This is a genomic window from Runella defluvii (genome assembly GCF_014195535.1).
Lineage (GTDB): Bacteria > Bacteroidota > Bacteroidia > Cytophagales > Spirosomataceae > Runella > Runella defluvii.
In genome coordinates this window covers 596,976-615,499 of the sequence record NZ_JACIBY010000001.1, presented here as the reverse complement: position 1 = coordinate 615,499, position 18,524 = coordinate 596,976, and the positions used below count along the sequence as shown (strand labels likewise).

General features: G+C 44.8%; 19 protein-coding genes. 14 read left to right on the top strand and 5 right to left on the bottom strand.

Annotated elements, in window-relative coordinates; genetic code table 11:
* Positions 1 to 7 precede the first annotated feature (7 nt).
* The 4 genes from FHS57_RS02535 to FHS57_RS02520 all read left to right on the top strand — a co-directional run bounded on the left by FHS57_RS02535 (position 8) and on the right by FHS57_RS02520 (position 6,886).
* The gene (locus FHS57_RS02535) at positions 8 to 1,861 is read left to right on the top strand and encodes a RagB/SusD family nutrient uptake outer membrane protein (RefSeq protein ID WP_183971271.1); all 1,854 of its coding nucleotides are present in this window, start codon (positions 8 to 10) and stop codon (positions 1,859 to 1,861) included.
* A gap of 89 nt (positions 1,862 to 1,950) precedes the next feature.
* The gene (locus tag FHS57_RS02530; protein WP_183971270.1) at positions 1,951 to 2,715 is read left to right on the top strand and encodes a glycosyltransferase family 2 protein; all 765 of its coding nucleotides are present in this window, start codon (positions 1,951 to 1,953) and stop codon (positions 2,713 to 2,715) included.
* A gap of 22 nt (positions 2,716 to 2,737) precedes the next feature.
* Positions 2,738 to 3,445, top strand: coding sequence for a hypothetical protein (locus FHS57_RS02525; protein WP_183971269.1), 708 nt, complete (start codon positions 2,738 to 2,740; stop codon positions 3,443 to 3,445).
* A 24-nt stretch (positions 3,446 to 3,469) separates the two neighbouring features.
* On the top strand, positions 3,470 to 6,886 hold the full coding sequence (locus FHS57_RS02520; protein WP_183971268.1) for a VCBS repeat-containing protein: 3,417 nt from the start codon (positions 3,470 to 3,472) through the stop codon (positions 6,884 to 6,886).
* Between the two features lie 81 nt (positions 6,887 to 6,967).
* On the opposite strand, the gene FHS57_RS02515 is transcribed toward FHS57_RS02520, so the two are convergent.
* Together FHS57_RS02515 and FHS57_RS02510 are read right to left on the bottom strand one after the other, a co-directional pair.
* Positions 6,968 to 8,086 carry a DNA polymerase III subunit gene (locus FHS57_RS02515; RefSeq protein WP_183971267.1) on the bottom strand — a complete coding sequence of 373 codons (1,119 nt, stop codon included), beginning with the start codon at positions 8,084 to 8,086 and terminating at the stop codon, positions 6,968 to 6,970.
* Between the two features lie 144 nt (positions 8,087 to 8,230).
* On the bottom strand, positions 8,231 to 8,926 hold the full coding sequence (locus FHS57_RS02510; RefSeq protein WP_183971266.1) for a DUF2490 domain-containing protein: 696 nt from the start codon (positions 8,924 to 8,926) through the stop codon (positions 8,231 to 8,233).
* A gap of 174 nt (positions 8,927 to 9,100) precedes the next feature.
* Between FHS57_RS02510 and FHS57_RS02505 the strand changes: the two genes are divergently transcribed.
* From FHS57_RS02505 to FHS57_RS02485, 5 genes are all read left to right on the top strand, one after another.
* Positions 9,101 to 10,111, top strand: a complete 1,011-nt coding sequence (locus tag FHS57_RS02505; protein ID WP_183971265.1) for a bestrophin family protein — start codon at positions 9,101 to 9,103, stop codon at positions 10,109 to 10,111.
* An 18-nt stretch (positions 10,112 to 10,129) separates the two neighbouring features.
* Positions 10,130 to 10,876, top strand: coding sequence for an LCIB family protein (locus FHS57_RS02500; protein WP_183971264.1), 747 nt, complete (start codon positions 10,130 to 10,132; stop codon positions 10,874 to 10,876).
* 28 nt (positions 10,877 to 10,904) lie between these two features.
* Positions 10,905 to 11,231, top strand: coding sequence for a HopJ type III effector protein (locus FHS57_RS02495; protein ID WP_183971263.1), 327 nt, complete (start codon positions 10,905 to 10,907; stop codon positions 11,229 to 11,231).
* 40 nt (positions 11,232 to 11,271) lie between these two features.
* A complete protein-coding gene (locus FHS57_RS02490; protein ID WP_183971262.1) occupies positions 11,272 to 12,378 on the top strand; it encodes an alcohol dehydrogenase catalytic domain-containing protein in 1,107 nt (368 codons plus the stop codon).
* A gap of 106 nt (positions 12,379 to 12,484) precedes the next feature.
* On the top strand, positions 12,485 to 13,264 hold the full coding sequence (locus FHS57_RS02485) for an alpha/beta hydrolase (protein ID WP_183971261.1): 780 nt from the start codon (positions 12,485 to 12,487) through the stop codon (positions 13,262 to 13,264).
* 10 nt (positions 13,265 to 13,274) lie between these two features.
* Here FHS57_RS02485 and FHS57_RS02480 read toward each other — a convergent pair whose 3' ends face one another.
* Positions 13,275 to 13,613, bottom strand: a complete 339-nt coding sequence (locus FHS57_RS02480; RefSeq protein WP_183971260.1) for a winged helix-turn-helix transcriptional regulator — start codon at positions 13,611 to 13,613, stop codon at positions 13,275 to 13,277.
* Between the two features lie 97 nt (positions 13,614 to 13,710).
* On the opposite strand from FHS57_RS02480, the gene FHS57_RS02475 reads away from it, so the two are divergent.
* Both FHS57_RS02475 and FHS57_RS02470 read left to right on the top strand, forming a co-directional pair.
* Positions 13,711 to 14,028: a DUF4890 domain-containing protein gene (locus FHS57_RS02475; protein WP_183971259.1), complete on the top strand. Its 318-nt coding sequence runs from the start codon at positions 13,711 to 13,713 to the stop codon at positions 14,026 to 14,028.
* A gap of 19 nt (positions 14,029 to 14,047) precedes the next feature.
* Positions 14,048 to 14,617 carry a hypothetical protein gene (locus FHS57_RS02470; RefSeq protein WP_183971258.1) on the top strand — a complete coding sequence of 190 codons (570 nt, stop codon included), beginning with the start codon at positions 14,048 to 14,050 and terminating at the stop codon, positions 14,615 to 14,617.
* Between the two features lie 60 nt (positions 14,618 to 14,677).
* Here the strand turns inward: FHS57_RS02470 and FHS57_RS02465 are convergent, their stop codons facing one another.
* Entirely contained in the window at positions 14,678 to 15,025 is a 348-nt protein-coding gene (locus FHS57_RS02465) for a winged helix-turn-helix transcriptional regulator (RefSeq protein ID WP_310586958.1), read from the bottom strand.
* A 413-nt stretch (positions 15,026 to 15,438) separates the two neighbouring features.
* On the opposite strand from FHS57_RS02465, the gene FHS57_RS02460 reads away from it, so the two are divergent.
* A complete protein-coding gene (locus FHS57_RS02460) occupies positions 15,439 to 16,197 on the top strand; it encodes a type 1 glutamine amidotransferase domain-containing protein (protein WP_183971257.1) in 759 nt (252 codons plus the stop codon).
* Positions 16,198 to 16,478: 281 nt separating this feature from the next.
* Here the strand turns inward: FHS57_RS02460 and FHS57_RS02455 are convergent, their stop codons facing one another.
* Positions 16,479 to 16,862 (bottom strand): GxxExxY protein, encoded by a 384-nt coding sequence (locus FHS57_RS02455; protein WP_183971256.1) that lies wholly within the window; start codon positions 16,860 to 16,862, stop codon positions 16,479 to 16,481.
* Between the two features lie 86 nt (positions 16,863 to 16,948).
* Between FHS57_RS02455 and FHS57_RS02450 the strand changes: the two genes are divergently transcribed.
* Together FHS57_RS02450 and FHS57_RS02445 are read left to right on the top strand one after the other, a co-directional pair.
* Positions 16,949 to 17,887, top strand: a complete 939-nt coding sequence (locus tag FHS57_RS02450) for a bestrophin family protein (RefSeq protein WP_183971255.1) — start codon at positions 16,949 to 16,951, stop codon at positions 17,885 to 17,887.
* Positions 17,888 to 17,902: 15 nt separating this feature from the next.
* Positions 17,903 to 18,523: an NADPH-dependent F420 reductase gene (locus FHS57_RS02445; protein ID WP_183971254.1), complete on the top strand. Its 621-nt coding sequence runs from the start codon at positions 17,903 to 17,905 to the stop codon at positions 18,521 to 18,523.
* Position 18,524 lies beyond the last annotated feature (1 nt).

The window sequence follows — 18,524 nt, the reverse complement described above, 5'->3', positions numbered from 1 at the left end:
AAATACGATGAAAGGATTCAAATATTTATCTATCACTGCCGTTTCAGCTGCTTTATTTCTTTCTGGCTGTAATGGCGACTTTGTCAACACCAAACCTTTAGATCAGCTTTCTGAATCGACGGTATGGACCGATGCGGCTTTAAGTGAGGCTTTTGTAACCGAAATTTATGCAGGGTTTGGACAGGGTGGTTTTAATGAGCAAATGCTTGCTTCTTTGACCGACGAAACCCTCTTTACTCACCCAGGTCGCGGTATTACAACCATCACTGAGTCTCGTTCAAACCCTGCCGATATTGGTTGGGTAAACGGTACACTTAGCTGGCAGCAAATGTACATTCGTATTCGCGCTTGTAACTTAGCACTTAGCAAACTTGAAAAACCTCTATTTAACGATGCAACCCTTGTTGATCGTTTGAAAGGAGAAGCCAAGTTTATGCGTGCTTATTACAACCACCAATTGCTACGCTATTACGGAGGTTTTCCTGTTGTAGAGCGTCCATACGAACTAGGTGAAGCTGACTACTTAGCAGAACGTAGTACCTTTGAGCAATGCGTAAACGCTATTACGAAAGATTGTGACGACGCCGCTACGTTGTTGAATGGAAAGTCATTGGCGTCTGGCCGTGCCAACCGTGCAGCAGCCTTGGCTCTCAAAGCTCGCATACTTACCTATGCAGCAAGTGATTTGCACGATATGACCAAAGCAAAAGCAAAGTCAACAGTATTAGCAAGTTTTTCAAAGCCTGAGCTAATCGGCTACACCAGCGGCAGTCAAGCTGACCGTTGGCAAAAAGCCAAAGATGCAGCTAAAGCAGTATTAGACTTGTCTGGCTATGGCTATGCGCTCACTTTGTCGGCTCCCGCGTCAAAAGATGAAGGAACTACCAACTACCATAATATTTCTATGGCAAGAAACGGTGGTGAGAAAGAGCTGTTGATGGCGCGTTATTTCATTAACGCCAAACAAGAAGACGGTGGTCGCCAAGGATTGTTTAACGGCCCTAACGGTTATCACAACTGGGCTGGAAACACGCCTATTCAGTTGATGGTGGATGACTACGAAATGATGGACGGTAGCAAGTTTGATTGGAGCAAAGCAGAACATGCTTCAAAACCATACGACAACCGCGACCCACGTTTCTACGCTTCTATCTTGTATGATGGTTCTAACTGGAAGCCACGTACGGCTGACGTAGCAGCAAAAGATCCTGCAAACCAAATCCAAACTGGAACGTACGAAGTTTCAAGCGGAAGCTCAAAAGTTCCGTTCTTTGGTTTGGATACACGTAAGTCGTCGGTAGAAGACTGGAACGGTAGCTACACGGGTTATTATGCTCGTAAGTTTGTAGATCCTAGCCCTGCGATTGTAGATCAAAATACGTGGCAACAAATTCCTTGGCCTGTATTGCGTTATACCGAAGCGATATTCAACTACGCTGAAGCGTGTATCGAATTGGGTCAAGATGCAGAAGCACGTACGTGGCTCAACAAAATCCGTTTCCGTTCGGGTATGCCAGCACTTACTGAGTCGGGCGATGCACTTCGTCAGCGTTTCCGCAACGAAAAGCGTATCGAAATGTACATGGAAGAACAACGCTACCACGATACACGTCGTTGGATGATTGCTCCAACAACCCTCGGACGTAAAGCCAACGGTATCAACGTAACAGGTACATTGAAAGCAGGTAAAACTGTGACAATTTACAAGTACGACCCAACTAGCTACGATTACACCTACAAAGTATTTGAAATCGACCCAGGTAAAGAAAACCGTGCTTGGTTGGACAAAATGTATTATTTGCCAATTCACCGCGATGAAATGAACCGTAACAGCAAGTTGGTTCAAAACCCTGGTTACTAGGATATTTCATAGCAGTTACCTATTTGAAAAAATCTACCTCTGCTTTAGAGGTAGATTTTTTCTTTTATTTTTGAGAAAATGTACGTTTCATGACGCGGCTATTGTCTATCATTACCATTACTTATAACGCGGAAGCTTTTTTAGAACGCACCCTCAGAAGTATATCTGCCAACTTGGCTTCTCTTGCTCCCGACCAACGCTCCCTTTTCGAATATATAATCGTGGATGGGGCGTCAAAAGATACTACGTTGGCCATCGCGCAGTCGTATCATTCAATCATCAATAAGCTTGTTTCGGAACCCGACAAAGGCTTGTACGATGCCATGAACAAAGGACTAGGATTGGCAACGGGTGAGTACGTTTGGTTTATGAACGCAGGCGACGAAATACATGACAATGAAGTACTTGCACGCTTGTTTCCGCTGCTATCCGCAAAAGCCGATGTCTATTACAGCGACGCTTTGTTTGTAAACAACGATGGCTCCACCGTTGGCCTTCGCTCCCAAGTGACGCCCCACAGTCTGCCTCGGCAACTTACTTGGCAAGACATGGCACTGGGGATGAAAGTATGCCATCAGGCTTTTATTGCCAAAAGGGCTTTGGCTCCATTGTACGATGTACAAAATCTTAGTGCTGATATCGGCTGGGAAATTGACATCTTAAAAAAATCACGCCAAACTTACTTGGTAGAATTTATCTTATGTAAATACCTCACAGGAGGTATTTCGGTACAAAAACACCGTAAATCCCTCATTGACAGGTTCAATGTTTTATCAAAACACTTTGGCTTTTTACCAACGCTTTGGAACCACGTTCTTATTGTACTAAGAAGTATTTTACGAAAAATAAAATAACCCACTTAATCTGAGCTTGACCATGAAGGCAGTTTGTTTATCTTTAGTAATGGTAATGCTGTACTTCATTCACCCAATGAAGGCCCAAGAGTTTTTTAAGGTAAAAGCTGGCGAAGACCCAAAAAAGGCAATCCCCACCTCGGTACAATATCTTTATCCACAATTTCAACCAGGACGGGTTATTTTTTATAATGGAAATAACACAAACGCCCAGCTTAACTATAACTTGCTTTTAGGAGAGATTCACTTTGTAGGGACACAAAATGACACCCTATCACTCACCAATGAGCAACTTATTAAGATGATTATTGTAGGGAAACAACCCTTTGTTTTTGCCCCCAAATATGGTTACTTGTTCATCGAACCCAACGATTCTTCGTCCGTTCGGCTTGGTAGAAAACAGCAATTTAGGTTAGCTAATCTGGAAAAAATTGGGGCATATCAACAATCAACAGGAGTCTCTTCGATACGAACATTTACCGTTTTTTCCAACGGCAACGGCTCTGTCCAAAAGCTTGACCCCAAAGGCGATGTTGTCTTTAGTAAAAACACTACTTATTACTTTGTTGACAAAAACAACAGTTGCTACAAAGCGTCAAAATCATCGCTTTTCAAAATACTCCCTAAGTATAAAAAACAGATTACGAATTACTTACAAGAAAAAAGACCCGACTTTAGAAATGAAAAAGACCTAAAAGATATTATTGAATTTTGTCGTCAATTCACCTAGTTTACCTTCGATTTCCACTTTTTTATGAAGCTAACATCTACTCTTTATATAGCCTGTGTTGCCCTTTTCCTTGGCGGTTGTACCAATTCTCCCAACAATCAAAGCGCCCAAGAATCCAACGAACCCACGCTTTTTACGCAGCTAACCGCCGAGCAAACGGGGGTTGACTTTCAAAACATCATCAACGAAGGACTCAATACCAACGTGTTGATGTACGAATATTTCTACAATGGTGGTGGCGTGGCCGTGGGCGATCTCAACGGCGATAAGCTCGAAGACCTGTATTTTACGGCCAACATGAGCGATAATAAACTGTACCTCAACCGTGGCAACATGAAATTTGAGGACATTACGCTTCCGTCGGGAGCTGCTGGGCGCTCGGGGCCGTGGAAAACAGGCGTGACCATGGCGGACGTCAACAGCGATGGGAAACTTGATATTTACGTCTGCCACTCGGGCAATTTGATGCCTGAGAAAAAAGCCAACGAACTGTTTATCAACCAAGGCAACAACGCTCAGGGCATTCCTACCTTCGTAGAACAAGCCGCTGAATATGGCCTCAACAGCATGGCATCAAGCACCAACGCGTATTTCTTTGACTACGACCGCGATGGCGATTTGGATTTGTTTTTGCTCAACCACAACATCAAATCGTTGCCCGTCTTGAATGAATCCAATAGTGCGGAATGGATAAAAATGAACGATGAGGTAAGTGGCTCTCGGCTTTTTAGGAACGATAACAAACGGTTTACCGACATTACTACCCAATCGGGCATCAATAGTTCACCGCTGTCGTATGGTTTGGGGGCGGGAATCGCCGACTTTAACCAAGACGGTTGGCCCGACATTTACGTAAGTAATGACTATACCATCCCCGACCGCCTCTATATAAACAATCAAAAGGGAGGATTTACTGACCAACTTGGGCAGTCGATGGGGCATATTTCGCAGTTTTCGATGGGGAATGACGTAGCAGACGTGAACAACGATGCCTTACCCGATATTTTCACCCTCGATATGTTGCCCGAAGAAAATCGACGCCAAAAACTCTTGATGGCCCCCGACAACTACGAAAAGTTTGACATGACCGTGCGCTCGGGTTTTCAAAAGCAGTTTATGCGGAATATGTTGCAGGTGAATACCCCCCTCCCTGCCTCCCCCCTGTCAGGTGGAGGAGCAAAAACGTCCCTCCCTACAGGGGAGGGATTTAGGGAGGGGTTCTCCGAAATCGGCCAAATGGCGGGGATTTCCAACACCGATTGGAGCTGGGCCGCCTTGTTTGCCGATTATGACAACGACGGCTGGAAAGACCTCTACATTACCAACGGCTACTTACGCGACTATACGAACCTCGATTTTCTGAAATACATGAATGAGTTTCAGCAAAATGCGACCAACGTAACCCGCGACGACGTGATGAAGCTCGTGCAACAGATGCCCGCCTCGAACGTGGTCAATTATGCCTATAAAAACAACAAAGACCTGACTTTCAAAAACGTTGGTATGGCTTGGGGATTGGGTCAACATTCCAACAGCAATGGTGCGGTATATGCCGATTTGGACAACGATGGCGACTTGGACTTGGTCGTTAATAACATCAACGCCCCCGCTTTTATTTATCAAAACGACGCCAACAAAAAACTCCAAAACCACTACCTCAAAATCAGTTTGGCTGGTTCAGAAAACAACCGTTTTGGAATCGGTGCCAAAGTGACCATTTTCCAAAAAGGCCAACCTCAGTACCTCGAACAAATGCCCATGCGTGGGTATCAGTCGAGCGTGTCGGGTGTGCTCAATTTTGGATTAGGGACAAACGCCACCGTTGATTCGCTGCACGTGACTTGGCCAAACGGCAAACAAAAGCGCCTTGCCAACCTTAAAGGTGACCAATGGCTAACGCTGAATGAGAAAGACGCGACGTTGAATCCTTTTAAGACTACCACTCCCGCCCCGCTTTTTCAACCTACCTCCTCGCCCATTGTGTACCAACAACCCTCAACAGGCTTCAATGATTTCAAACGTCAGATTTTGATGGTCAACCCACAATCGTACGTCGGGCCGTGTCTTGCCAAAGGCGATGTGAATGGCGATGGCCTCGAAGACGTCTTTGTGGGAGGTGGAAACGGGCAAGCAGGTGCCTTGTTTTTACAACAAAAAGGCAGTTCGGGCGCTGCTCCGCGTTTTGCAAAAAAATCCCAGCCTGCTTTTGAAATGGATGCGAAAAGCGATGCTTCGGACGCCGTGTTTTTTGATGCCGACGGCGATAAAGACCTTGATTTGTACGTTTGCCACGGAGGCTATGCCAATTTTCAGCCCAACGACCCGCTTTTGCAAGATGCCCTTTACCTGAACGATGGACAAGGAAATTTCACCAAAAACGCCGCCGCACTTCCTTCAATGCCCGTAAGCACAAGCTGCGTTCGAGTAGCGGATGTGAATGGCGACGGAAAACCTGATTTGTTTGTAGGTGGGCGAGTGGTACCTGGAAGTTATCCTGAGACTCCGCAAAGTTTTATACTCAGCCCTATTAGCGGCTCAAATGGGGTTACTTTTAAAGATGTAACAGCTAGTATAGCTCCTGAAGTGAAAAAAATGGGTATGGTAACGGATGCCGTTTGGCTTGACCTCAACAGTGATAAAAGACCTGAACTAATTGTGGTGGGCGAATGGATACCCGTAACGGTGTTTGAAAACGTCAATGGCAAATTGGAGAACAAAACGGATGCCTATTTTTACCAAAAATACAGCGGTTGGTGGAACAAATTGTTGGTGGATGATTTCAACGGCGATGGAAAAATGGATTTGGTTGTGGGGAATTTGGGGCTAAACTCGCAAGTAAAAGCCTCGAAAGAACAACCTGCCGAATTGTACTTCAAAGATTTTGACCAAAACGGCCGAATTGACCCCATTTTGTGTACCTACATCCAAGGGAAAAGCTACCCTTATGTCACGCGTGATGAGTTGATTGGACAACTTCCGATTATGGGCAAGCGCTATACCGACTACAAAACGTACGCCGACGCGACACTGCAAGATGTTTTTGACTCGTCGGAGTTGAGTGGTGCGGGGCATTTGGAAGCCACTCATCTTGCCACTACTTTGTTTATCCGTGGTGCCGACGGTAAATTTGCTCCACAAGCCCTTCCGCTCGAAGTCCAAGCATCGCCTGTTCATGCGTTGGTAGCTTTGGATTATGACAAAGACGGTAAAAAAGACCTGCTGCTTTGCGGAAACCAATTACATACCCGCTTGCGCTTTGGACATTATGACGCCAATTTTGGGGTGCTTTTACACAACAACGGCCAAGGGAAATTCAGTTATGTTCCGCAGGCCCGTTCAGGCTTTATGTTACAAGGCGAAGTTCGCAGTGTTCTTTCTGTTACTAATTACCTCTTCTTTGGGATTAATCAGCAGGGGATAGTTTCGTATAAAAGCAATTAGCGAACGTCAGAGACGTAAAAACCGTGCACGCCCCGAATCGTAGTTCGGGGCGTGCTTTGGGGTTCATATCAATCCCAAAACTTACCCTCGCATCGTTCGAGCAGCCGTCAGTGAAATGTCCAAAAAAAGCACTTTAGCGCGGGCATTTCGCTCAAGGTGATAATACCCTTCCGTCATTTCTTGAATGAGCAATTCGATGGAAGCAGGTACAACTGCTTTCCCAAATTTTTGCACAAAACCTAGTTCTTCATCTTGCAAACGAAGCAAATCTTCCACGCCGTTTTGCCATAAAAACAAATCGCGGAAAAGATTGAGGGTGTAGTCAAAAATCCTTTTTTGTTTTTCTTTTCCCAAACCATCAAATTCATCCGCCAACTTTACCAAAGCCCCAAAATCGCGCGAATAGCATTTCCGCATCCAATTGGCAAACCACGCATGGCGGTCGTCTTCGGTTTCGTGGGTCAAGCGCATGGCTTCCGACAAATTGCCTTCGCACAAAAACGCTATTTGCCGCGCACGGCGCTCGTCGATTCCTTTTTGGGATAAAAATTGAGTAACCTCTTCGTCATCAAAACCCCGCACTGCTACCCGTTGTGTCCGCGAAATAATGGTTGTCAGCAGCTTATCCGACTGGCTCGAAATGAGCAAAAACAACGTCTTTTGGGGAGGCTCTTCCAAAATTTTAAGCAGTGCATTGGCCGCTGCTGTATTGAGCAGTTCAGGCTGCCAAAACAACATAATTTTATACTCTCCCTCAAACGCTTTGAGTGAAAGTTTATTGATAATTCCGCGTGATTCACGAATAGGAATAATCCCCTGTTGATTACCCGTGGCATTGATATACGCCAGCCAATCGGATAACGTTCGGTAAGGTTGTTCTTCCAGAAAAGCGCGCCATTTGGGAGTAAGCTCGGCCAACAAATCTTCGCCCTCTTTGGGTGTACGAGGCAATGGAAAGATGTGATACACGTCAGGATGGACGAGTTTACGCATTTTGATACACGACGGACACCGCCCACAAGAATCCTCGGGCTGTCGGTCTTCGCAATTGACATAAGTAGCAAACGCCCACGCCAGCGCAATACCTGCCCCGCCTACGGGCCCGTCAAATAGCTGAGCATGAGCGACGTGGTTGGTTTGAACTGAGCGAATAAGCGCGCGTTTGGTTTCGTCGTGACCGATAATATCTTTAAACAGCAAAACAGAACGAAGTTTAATGTAGGCTGTAAAATTAAAGAATGTCGGTTGGTTTAAGGCAATCGACTTTAAATAAGTGTTAATTAACAACTATCTAAAACCGTGTTATTCATCGCAAGGCTTCAACTCAGGCGGCCTACCACCCTTTCAAATCTTAACAGTAAGGTACGTAATCAGCGCATGGGTATGGTCAAATTCGGACAGCGTGGGGCGTTCGGACAGGACATAAATGTAACCAAGCTCTAGGTCTAAAAAACGGGTCAATGAGCGGGTATAGGTACAAGACAGTCGATTTTGGTTAAACCAATTGGGCTGGGGATGAGGGTGGGTATTTACAAAAAACTCATCGTACAAGCTCAGTGTATTAGCAGGGCTTATCGTCCACCGATTCATCACCCGTGTACGGAGCCTTCCCCGTTTGAAACCATCAAAATTGCGGTATTCATAAATGCTACGAATCTGAAAACGGCGTTTAAGCGCAGGCTTTAGGTATTCAACCCCACCCGATACCCGAAACTCGTGCACCCGTGGGATAGTTGAGTCCGTTTCTTTTCCTAACAATGCCTCCGAGTAAATATTTTCAGCGGGAGATAAGATTAAGTTGAGACGTTTGAGGGAATAAGTCAGGGTTAATTTAACGTTGTTGGTCTGCGGTTTTTCAATCGGATTGAGATGAATGAGGCTATTTTGACGGCGCATTCCTACTTCAGCCATTACGCCTAGTTTGGGGGTTAGTTTTGCACTTAGCGCCAACCGCGACCACGAGCCTACGTGGGTGTAATGTTGAGCAAGGGTAAACAACGGAACAAATCCTGTAAAAACTACCAGTAAAATTTTCTTCATAAAGGTGCTTGGGGGCAGTATTCAACAAAAATAACGGCTTTTACGAAGTTTACCAATACTTAACTTTTTGTTTATTAACACCTCTATCACTTGCCAACGCCTTTTTGATTTGTGACTTTTCATTAAATAAATAGTATATTAATCGTAATTTTTGACTTTCAACCCTCATTACCCATGCACGCAGGAAAAAGATATTCAACCGCCGAACTTCTCATCTGGACTCGAAAAAACATCCTCAAATTCGTCATTCTGAGCGTCATACCTGTGCTTTTGTACGAATATGTAAACTTGCAATGGCTGGCCGTACCTTGGACGGTAGTCGCCTTGTTAGGTACTGCCACGGCCTTCATTGTGGGCTTTAAGAATACCCAAACCTACAACCGAACCTGGGAGGCACGGCAAATTTGGGGTAGTATTCTCAACAGTAGCCGCGCGTGGGGCGTTATGGCACGCGATTTTTTGGACAATCCTCAACAATCTAAACAACTGGTTTATCGGCATTTTGCGTGGCTAACCGCCTTGCGCTATGCCATGCGCGATGGCCGCTCGTGGGAAGCACAGTCGCTTCAGCACAACCTCGAGTACCAAGACAAATATTATTCTGTTCCTGAAAAACAAAGCTCGTTGGAAAGCGAATTGGAAAAATACCTTTCGAAAGACGAGCTTTCGTATATTATGGGTACCAAAAACAAGGCGGCTCAACTGCTGAGCTTACAAAGCAAAACCATCAAGGAGTTGTACCGCAACCACCAAATCGACAGCATTCAATTTGTTGAAATGCAACGCGCCATCAAGGATTTGTACGACCAGCAAGGCCGCAGCGAACGCATCAAAAACTTCCCCTATCCGCGTCAGTTTGCGACCATCAACACCGTTTTTATTCGGATTTTTTGCATTCTCCTCCCCTACGGAATGCTCAAAGATTTTGACAAACTCAATGAAACCATTTCGGGCGTCTTGCAAGGACACATGATTTGGTTTGTGGTGCCGTTTAGTATTCTGATTTGCTGGATGTACACCACGCTCGACCAAGTGGGTGAAAGCACCGAAAACCCATTTGAAGGAAGTCCTAACGACGTTCCGATTTCACAAATGAGCCGAACCATCGAAATTGACATGCGAGAAATGCTCGGAGAAACTGACCTTCCACCCGCCATTCAACCCCAAAATAACATTGTTTTATAACCCAAATTCTCAAAAATCATGCTCAAGAAAGAAAAATTAAAAATCATCCGTCAGTGGTATCCTAATGCCATTACGACCATCGACAGTGTCAATCGTTTTATTGATTTTATTGAAGAACACCTTGACCTCGAACCCGAACAAGTAATGCTTGCCGACAGCGTTTGTAGCGACGACGTCAACAGTATTCAATATCCTGCTCGTACGAAAGAACTGCTCGGCCCCTTCAAAATGGGTGGCCTAGACGGGTTTCCTTTTACGGGACTGACGGGCATGGGCGCTTTTGCCAGCCACGTTCCCGACGATGGCGCGGTGTTTATCTACTACGGCCCGCACATCGGAATCACTAAAACGGGAACTATTGGAGAAATTCACCGTTTTGGTCAGCACAAAAATAGCGGCTGCTGCGGAGCTGCGAAGGGAGCGTTGGCCAAATTAATGAACGACCAAATTGTGGAAGGGAATGTCACTGATTTAGATTACCAAATGAATACCCTTGAACAGATATTACTCAAACAAAAAGAGCGGATTCTCTCCGCTAAAACGCCACTATTTGAGGCAACCGAAGTGATTTATGAAGCCATCGACGCTCGCATTTGCGAATTGGTTTCAAAAACTACCTACAACTGCAAATACGTGATTTTAATGGGGGCAGTTCTTATCAACAGTGATACTGACATGGGGTCTTATACCTCCGCCAAACGCTTTGAGTTAATCAACTTAGAATCGGGTCAAAAACGTGATTTGATGGAATTGCTGACCGTATAATTCCTACCTTTGTGGCAAAAAAAGACCCATGATTTTAGATCAAATTAAAGCCAACGAAGTTAGTTTTCAAGAAGTGATTGCCCACATTGAGGCAAATTTTGAGTTTACCCCTACGGCATTCAAGAACGGAGACACCTACAATGCCGTGGGGCAAAACTCAGGTTCGTGCAAAGTATTTTCTTTTGCCAAATTATTAGGTTTAAGCCAACAAGATACCCTCCACTGCTTTGGTGATTTTTACAACAAAGACGTCCTCGGCAACCCCGATGGCACCGACCACCAAAACATCCGCAACTTTATCAAGTACGGTTGGGACGGCATTCAGTTTGAAGGTGAAGCATTGAAAGCGAACTAATTCGTGAGATAAGCTGCAACATTTAAAAAAGCACGAATCCATGTTACAATCCAAAGCCGCCGTTGCCGATGGCAACGGCCATTTTTCCATTCAAAATATCACCGTAGCCGCCCCGCAAGGCGATGAAGTCTTGGTAGAAATCAAGGCCGCAGGGGTATGCCATACCGATTGGGATTCGCAGTCGTGGGGGAAGCCGCTGGTAATGGGGCACGAAGGGGCTGGTATCGTAAAAAAAGTAGGGAATCGCGTAAAATCGCTACAAGTGGGTGACAAAGTAATGCTCAATTGGGCGATTCCCTGCTACGAATGTTTTCAATGCCAAGAAGGAAACCAACACATTTGCGAACGTAACTCGGCAGTCACGGCGGGAAATAGACTAAGCGAAGGCCATGCAACTTTCAGTTCAACCACCTACAACGATGTGCCGATTGAACGTGCCTTTAGCCTCGGTACCATGTCCGAATACACCCTTGTGCGTGAGGCCGCGTGCGTCAAAATGCACGTTGAGATGCCTTTCAGCTCTGCGGCGATTGTCGGCTGTGGCGTGATGACAGGCTATGGTTCAGTGGTCAATGCCGCCAAGGTAAAACCAGGCACATCGGTGGTAGTATTGGGTACGGGCGGCGTGGGTCTGAACGTCATCCAAGGCGCACGCATCGCAGGAGCAGGCAAAATCATTGCCGTCGATATTAATCCTTTGCGCCTCGAAATGGCCAAAGAATACGGCGCCACGCACACGGTTTTGGCCGAAAAAACCGACAAAGGCTTGGTGAATGCGTCCAAAGTAGTTAAAACCATGACCGACGGGCGCGGTGCCGATTATGCGTTTGAATGTACCGCCATTCCAGAATTGGGAGCAGCACCGTTGGCGATGGTTCGAAATGCGGGGATGGCCGTTCAGGTCAGCGGCATAGAGCAGGAGATTGTGATTGATATGAATTTATTTGAATGGGATAAAGTATATATCAACCCGTTGTACGGCAAGACTCGTCCACAAATTGACTTCCCCATTTTGCAAGACCTCTACGCTAAAGGTGCTTTGATTTTGGATAAAATGGTCACCCGCACCTACCCACTCAGCGATTTGTCGCAGGCATTTGCTGACATGCACGCGGGTGTGAATGCCAAAGGAGTCATTGTGTTTTAAGTAACCCCACCTAAATCCTCCCCTCCAAGGGAGGACTTTCATTAGTTGATAATCAAACCCCTAAAGCACTTACAAGTTTTTGCATAATTACTTGACGAAAGCCCCTATGAGTTCATTTTTTACGACCGAAAATGCCATTTTTCAAGGTTTACACTTTATTACCGTGAAAAGTAATGCGTTGAAAAAACGGGCAGATTTAACCGTTTATACCCCATCAAAGGCGGAGGGAGTGCTTCCTATTGTCATTTTGTTACACGGTGTATATGGTAGCCACTGGGCTTGGGCAGTAAAAGGAAAAGTACACGAAACGGCACAAAAACTCATAGACGCGGGACAAATCAAACCCATGATTTTGGTGATGCCCTCTGATGGATTGTACGGGGATGGCAGTGGTTATGTACCCCACAAAACCGCCGATTATGAGCGTTGGATTGTAGAAGATGTACTACAAGTAGTAAAAGAGCAGTTCCCGCAAGCGACGGACGAGTCGCCCGTTTTTATTACGGGGCTATCGATGGGTGGTTTTGGGGCAATGCGCTTGGGAGCAAAGTACCCCAACTTATTTCGGGCGTTTTCGGGTCTGTCAAGCATTACTCATTTCGAGCAACTTGGTGAGTTTGTGGAAGACTTTGACCAATTACAAAACGATGCATTGGAACAAGATGGCGTGTGGGAGTATTTGCTCCAAAACAAAGACTGTTTACCTCCTTTTCGTTTCGATTGTGGCAGCGAAGACATTTTGATTGAACACAACCGAGAATTACACAAAAACCTAACTGCCAACAACATACCTCATACCTACCAAGAATTTTCAGGCGGTCATTCGTGGGAGTATTGGGAAGAACACATTGCGGATACGTTGCTGTTTTTTAATCAATACGTTTAACCCGCTTTCTTTACTCCACTTTCATATCCTGCAACCCCCACTTACTCATGGCATCAATGATGGGCACTAACGTTTGGCCATAATCTGACATTTTATATTCCACACGGGGTGGAATTTCGGCATAGATAATGCGTTCCACCAGCCCATCTTCTTCTAATTCTCGCAGTTGATTCACGAGCATCTGTTTACTAATATCAGGAATCGCCCTTTGAAGCATCGAAAAACGGTTGCAGTCTTTTCGTATCAAATGAATAATGACGGGCTTCCACTTTCCCCCAATCAGGTTCATGCAATGCGTCACAGGGCAACCATTCGGGTTAAAATCTTTGTTTTTTCTCTTATTTTCCATTAGTCTATTTTTTTTGTACTATATATAAAAAATACGACTACTTATTTTTTACAGACAAATATAAGAGTTTTGTAGCGTTAACTTAAAAAACAGACAAATGAAAACAAAGCAAATCATCCTCGGACTGGCCCTGCTTGCCATCTCAGCCATCAGTTTCAAGGCATTCAGCTTTTCCCGCCTCAATAAGGAAGAAAAGATAAAGCACATTACCGAAAAAATGGCAAAAAAACTGTCGCTGACAGAGGAGCAAAAAACAAAAGTGTTTCAAATCAACCTCGAAAGAGCCAATGGGCATGAAGAAGCCTACAAGCAAGGCCGAAAAAAAGAAGTGATTTATGCAGCTGTTGCCAAATGGCAGGCCGAGTTGAAACAGGTATTAACCACCGAGCAAGCACAAAAATTGCGTATTAACTAACATTAAAATCAACAAAAAAATGACAATTGAGCAGATTAAAACGTACGTACAAGGTGGCGAATGGGTAAGTATTTCGCCTGAACTGCGTCCTTTTGAAGACAGACTTGGCACTGGTAAAATTGAACCTTTTTATGTTCAGCGCAATTTTCAATATTTTTCCAATGACCGTTTTGAGGGAAGTATTTTAAGTTCAGCAGACCCCTATGGACAGCTTCCTTTGGTAAAGTTCACCTTTAAAGGGCACACTATTTGGGGTAAAGCCCACCCAATTGCTGAGGGGGCTTTTGAGGTTGATTACATCTTGGACGAAGGTTTTGAAGTAACTCCCTTACACCCCATGTTTGCCGACCAACTCAACTCTGCTCCCGTAGAAGGTCTAAACACTTGGGCAGTTGGCGTAACGCAAGACATCAAAGGAAAAGAATTTCCATTGTTTGGGGTAAAAGCGGGTGAAACAGTAGGCGATTATGACCTTATCTACATCTACAATGATATGCTCTTTATGGGGGGCAAACATGTGGACGGGAGAGGCTTTGACAAACCCGAAAACCGTCCAACTAATTTACAGGTACCCATTGTAAGAAAGTAGTCATTGAAGGGGCAAAAATCTGTGAACGGAGGTTTGTCCCTTCTGCTATTATTTAAAAAGTCATTTATCATTTATCCCCATTTCATCCATCAGTTCTAGTCCATAGTTTCTGATAACTTTCACTACTTCGATAGCTCTGAGCCCGCGTTCAGTGATGGTGTATTCGGTTTTGGGTGGCACAACTGCATATACTTTTCTTACCACAAATCCATCGTCTTCGAGTTCTCGCAGTTGGGTAGTGAGCATTTTTTGCGATATATGCGGAATGTCTTTCTGTAACTCACTGTACCGCATAACACGGTCTTTCAACCGCCACAAAATCGGCATTTTCCACGTCCCACCAATTCGGTCCATTGCAAACTCTACTGGATTGTAATACATTTTACCGTTGTATCTAAAATCTCCCATTTTGAATTAGTCAGTGTAGAACTATTTGAACCCGCTGATTTCGCAGAATAAATACCCGCAGAACAGCGCAGAATTAGTCAGCGGAAGTCTGCGAAAAAAATCTGCGTGAGTCGGCGGGTAGAAAAACTTTAACCCGCTGATTGCGCAGAATAAATACCCGCAGAACAGCGCAGAATCAGTCAGCGGAAATCTGCGAAAAAATCTGCGTGAGTCTGCGGGTAGAAAAACTTTAACCCGCTGATTGCGGAGCAATTACGCTTATTCGAGACCTATCTGTCTTCAAAAATAAACATACATCTTCATAATTTTATACATACTTTTTAGTGCGTATCGTACAAAAAAGTGGTACACATGGTTTTGTGTGCTTGGCCTCCCAATTTTGCTCCACAAATAAACGACCAAAACACCTCACAATGATTACAGAAATTAACAGCTACGTACATTTCCACGGCGCACCTACTAAGGGCAAAATTTTAATGGTAGCCAGTTCGCCAAGTGTCTCACAACAAACAGGTTGGCCCATTGGTTTTTGGGTGGCCGAACTCACACACCCACTTCGCGTTTTCCAAGAAGCGGGCTATGAAGTAGAACTAGTATCGACCGAAGGCGGCAAATTGGAGATGGATACTTACTCAAATCCTGCCGATGCTAGTGGGTATTCTGCTCACGATGTAATTTCGTTGGGCTACATGCAGCAGCAGTGGTTCAACGACATGCTTTCTAACACCAAAAAACTAACCGAAGTAAAGGCAGACGAATACGATGCTATCTTTTTGGTGGGTGGCCAAGGCCCGATGTACACGTTTCGCGGCAATCACGAACTACAAAAACTATTTGCGGATTTCTACGAAGCTGGTAAGCCAAGTACCGCCGTTTGTCACTCGACAACGTTGTTGCTAGAAGCTAAAAAATCAAACGGCGAACTAATTGTCGCAGGAAAAACGTGGACTGGTTTTGCCGATGCTGAAGAAGAATTTGCTGACCAAGCCGTGGGCATGAAAATTCAGCCCTACCGCATCGAAACCGAAGCTCAAAAATTAGTAGGAACGACCTTCAAAGTAGCTGCTCCGTTCTCATCATACGCAATCCAAGACGAGAATTTGATTACGGGTCAACAACAAAATTCGGGTGCCGCTGCAGCTGAATTGGTGGTAAAAATTTTAACCCGCTGATTGCGCAGAATTAATACCCGCAGAGCAGCGCAGAATTAGTCAGCGGAAGTCTGCGAAAAAATCTGCGTGAGTCGGCGGGTAGAAAAATTTTAACCCGCTGATTACGCAGAATAAATACCCGCAGAACAGCGCAGAATTAGTCAGCGGAAGTCTGCGAAAAAATCTGCGTGAGTCTGCGGGTAGAAAAATTTTAACCCGCTGATTGCCCAGAATTAATACCCACAGAACAGCACAGAATTAGTCAGCGAAAGTCAGCGAAAAAATCTGCGTGAGTCGGAGGGCTAAGAAGCTAAACCATTGACTTTTCGAAAAATGCTTTTTGAAATATCATCCGTATTAAAATTCACCAATATACCGAGTTTCATTCCTGAAAGCTTTAAATAGGTAATGACCTGTTTGTGATGAACATCCAAAAGATTTTCAACCGATTTGAGTTCAATAATGACCTTGTTGTCAACCACAATGTCCAAGCGATAGGCAATATCCACCCTCATTTCTTCATAAATCATGGGAAGATTTACTTGGTTACTAACCATCAAACCTTCCTTACGAAGCTCATACATTAAAGCAACTTCATAAGCACTTTCTAAAAGTCCAGGTCCAAGATTTTTAAACACCTTGAAAATACAGCCTCGTATTTTGTAAGAAATATCGTTTTCGGTCATTTTTCTATCTTTTTGGGCTGGCTTATGACTGATTCAAAACAAGAAGGTAACTTCAATTCATCGAGAAGAAACGAATTTTAACAATCATGATTCTACGCAAAGTATTTAACCCTATTGCCGTTGCTCGTTACATGCGTACCGAATTGCTTGCCTCGGCAGGCCTCTCCGCCGCTGTTTATTTTTTATACCACAATCAGCACCTCGAAAAAGTAGTTTTACCCTTTTCCGTCGCGGCTATTTTAGGGAGTGCCTTGGCCATTTTTTTGGCTTTTCGCAACAACAATTCCTACAATCGCTGGTGGGAGGCTCGCACCCTTTGGGGAAGTATCATTAACAATAGCCGCATTTTTGCGCGCCAAATCATCGCCAATGCCGACAATGCCGTCGCGATTGGCAAAGCCTCCTCACAGCAGGTCGATGACTACAAAAGGGAATTAATGTACCGTCAGATTGCCTTTGCCCATGCACTGCGCTTGCACCTTCGTCGTCAAGATTCGTGGGATGAAATCAGGCACTTATTGTCAGAACACGAATACCAACACCTCCTCCAAAAAACTAACAAGCCCAACTATTTACTTCAAAATCAAGGCATTCGTATCAAAGAAGGAATGCGTTCAGAAATTTTAGGGGCATTTGACAACATTAGTCTCGAACCTACACTAGCAGGCTTCAACAATTTCCAAGGGGCTTGTGAACGCATTAAAAACACGCCCCTTTTACGCCAATACCACTTTTTTACTAAATTATTTATGGTGGTGTTTATGGTTATTCTTCCGTTTTCTTTAATAGGCGACTTCAATAAAATGGGCATTCCTGCGCTGATGATTCCCGTGAGTATCTTGGTTTCGTTCGTATTTGGGGTAATGGGTAAGGTAGGTGAAGTCAACGAAGACCCATTTGAAAATCGAATTACGGACGTTCCAATGACGTCTATTTGCAATACGATTGAGCGGGACTTGAAAGAAATGCTGGAAGAGAGTAACTTACCTACTAAAATCGAAGCCGAAAACGGATTTGTTTTCTAAAAAAACTAAACAGATATGAAAATAGCAATCATCGGTTCGGGCAATGTCGGCGGGGCATTAGCTCAAAAGTTTATCGGCGCGGGCCATACCGTCTTGATGGGAGCCAAATTCCCGTTAAGCGACAAGTCAATCAAGCTCGCTACCCAAATCGGCGAAGACCGTTTTACAAGCATCGAAAGTGCTGTCCAACAATGCGACATCATTGTGCTCGCCACCCCTGCCCCTTTGGCCTCAGAAGTAGCCCAATCGCTGGGCAATACCACGGGCAAAGTAATCATCGACACCATGAACATCGTGATGGGGCGTGGCCCCGCAGGTTTTACCAATACCTCGGAAGCCATTTTGGCCAACACCGCCACCACCGACGTAGTGAAATGCTTTAACACCACAGGCTTTAATAACATGCTTGACCCTACTTATGGTGACCACGCCATCGACGCATTTGTGGCGGGTGACTCAGAAAAAGGCAAAGCCATCGCTTCGCAATTAGCGTTGGATGCGGGTTTTGGTGCTTGCTACGACGTAGGTGGAAATGATAAATTTCAACTCATGGAACAGTTTGCTTTCTTTTGGATAAACCTTGCGATGTTCAAAGGCCAAGGCCGCGACATTGGTTTTAAGCTAATGAGACGCTAGG

Bases quoted from the DNA above. Each gene is read 5' to 3' on its own strand.
- FHS57_RS02535 (WP_183971271.1), top strand. From the start codon at position 8: ATGAAAGGATTCAAATATTTATCTATCACTGCCGTTTCAGCTGCTTTA.
- FHS57_RS02530 (WP_183971270.1), top strand. From the start codon at position 1,951: ATGACGCGGCTATTGTCTATCATTACCATTACTTATAACGCGGAAGCT.
- FHS57_RS02525 (WP_183971269.1), top strand. From the start codon at position 2,738: ATGAAGGCAGTTTGTTTATCTTTAGTAATGGTAATGCTGTACTTCATT.
- FHS57_RS02520 (WP_183971268.1), top strand. From the start codon at position 3,470: ATGAAGCTAACATCTACTCTTTATATAGCCTGTGTTGCCCTTTTCCTT.
- FHS57_RS02510 (WP_183971266.1), bottom strand. From the start codon at position 8,926: ATGAAGAAAATTTTACTGGTAGTTTTTACAGGATTTGTTCCGTTGTTT.
- FHS57_RS02505 (WP_183971265.1), top strand. From the start codon at position 9,101: ATGCACGCAGGAAAAAGATATTCAACCGCCGAACTTCTCATCTGGACT.
- FHS57_RS02500 (WP_183971264.1), top strand. From the start codon at position 10,130: ATGCTCAAGAAAGAAAAATTAAAAATCATCCGTCAGTGGTATCCTAAT.
- FHS57_RS02495 (WP_183971263.1), top strand. From the start codon at position 10,905: ATGATTTTAGATCAAATTAAAGCCAACGAAGTTAGTTTTCAAGAAGTG.
- FHS57_RS02490 (WP_183971262.1), top strand. From the start codon at position 11,272: ATGTTACAATCCAAAGCCGCCGTTGCCGATGGCAACGGCCATTTTTCC.
- FHS57_RS02485 (WP_183971261.1), top strand. From the start codon at position 12,485: ATGAGTTCATTTTTTACGACCGAAAATGCCATTTTTCAAGGTTTACAC.
- FHS57_RS02480 (WP_183971260.1), bottom strand. From the start codon at position 13,613: ATGGAAAATAAGAGAAAAAACAAAGATTTTAACCCGAATGGTTGCCCT.
- FHS57_RS02475 (WP_183971259.1), top strand. From the start codon at position 13,711: ATGAAAACAAAGCAAATCATCCTCGGACTGGCCCTGCTTGCCATCTCA.
- FHS57_RS02470 (WP_183971258.1), top strand. From the start codon at position 14,048: ATGACAATTGAGCAGATTAAAACGTACGTACAAGGTGGCGAATGGGTA.
- FHS57_RS02465 (WP_310586958.1), bottom strand. From the start codon at position 15,025: ATGGGAGATTTTAGATACAACGGTAAAATGTATTACAATCCAGTAGAG.
- FHS57_RS02460 (WP_183971257.1), top strand. From the start codon at position 15,439: ATGATTACAGAAATTAACAGCTACGTACATTTCCACGGCGCACCTACT.
- FHS57_RS02455 (WP_183971256.1), bottom strand. From the start codon at position 16,862: ATGACCGAAAACGATATTTCTTACAAAATACGAGGCTGTATTTTCAAG.
- FHS57_RS02450 (WP_183971255.1), top strand. From the start codon at position 16,949: ATGATTCTACGCAAAGTATTTAACCCTATTGCCGTTGCTCGTTACATG.
- FHS57_RS02445 (WP_183971254.1), top strand. From the start codon at position 17,903: ATGAAAATAGCAATCATCGGTTCGGGCAATGTCGGCGGGGCATTAGCT.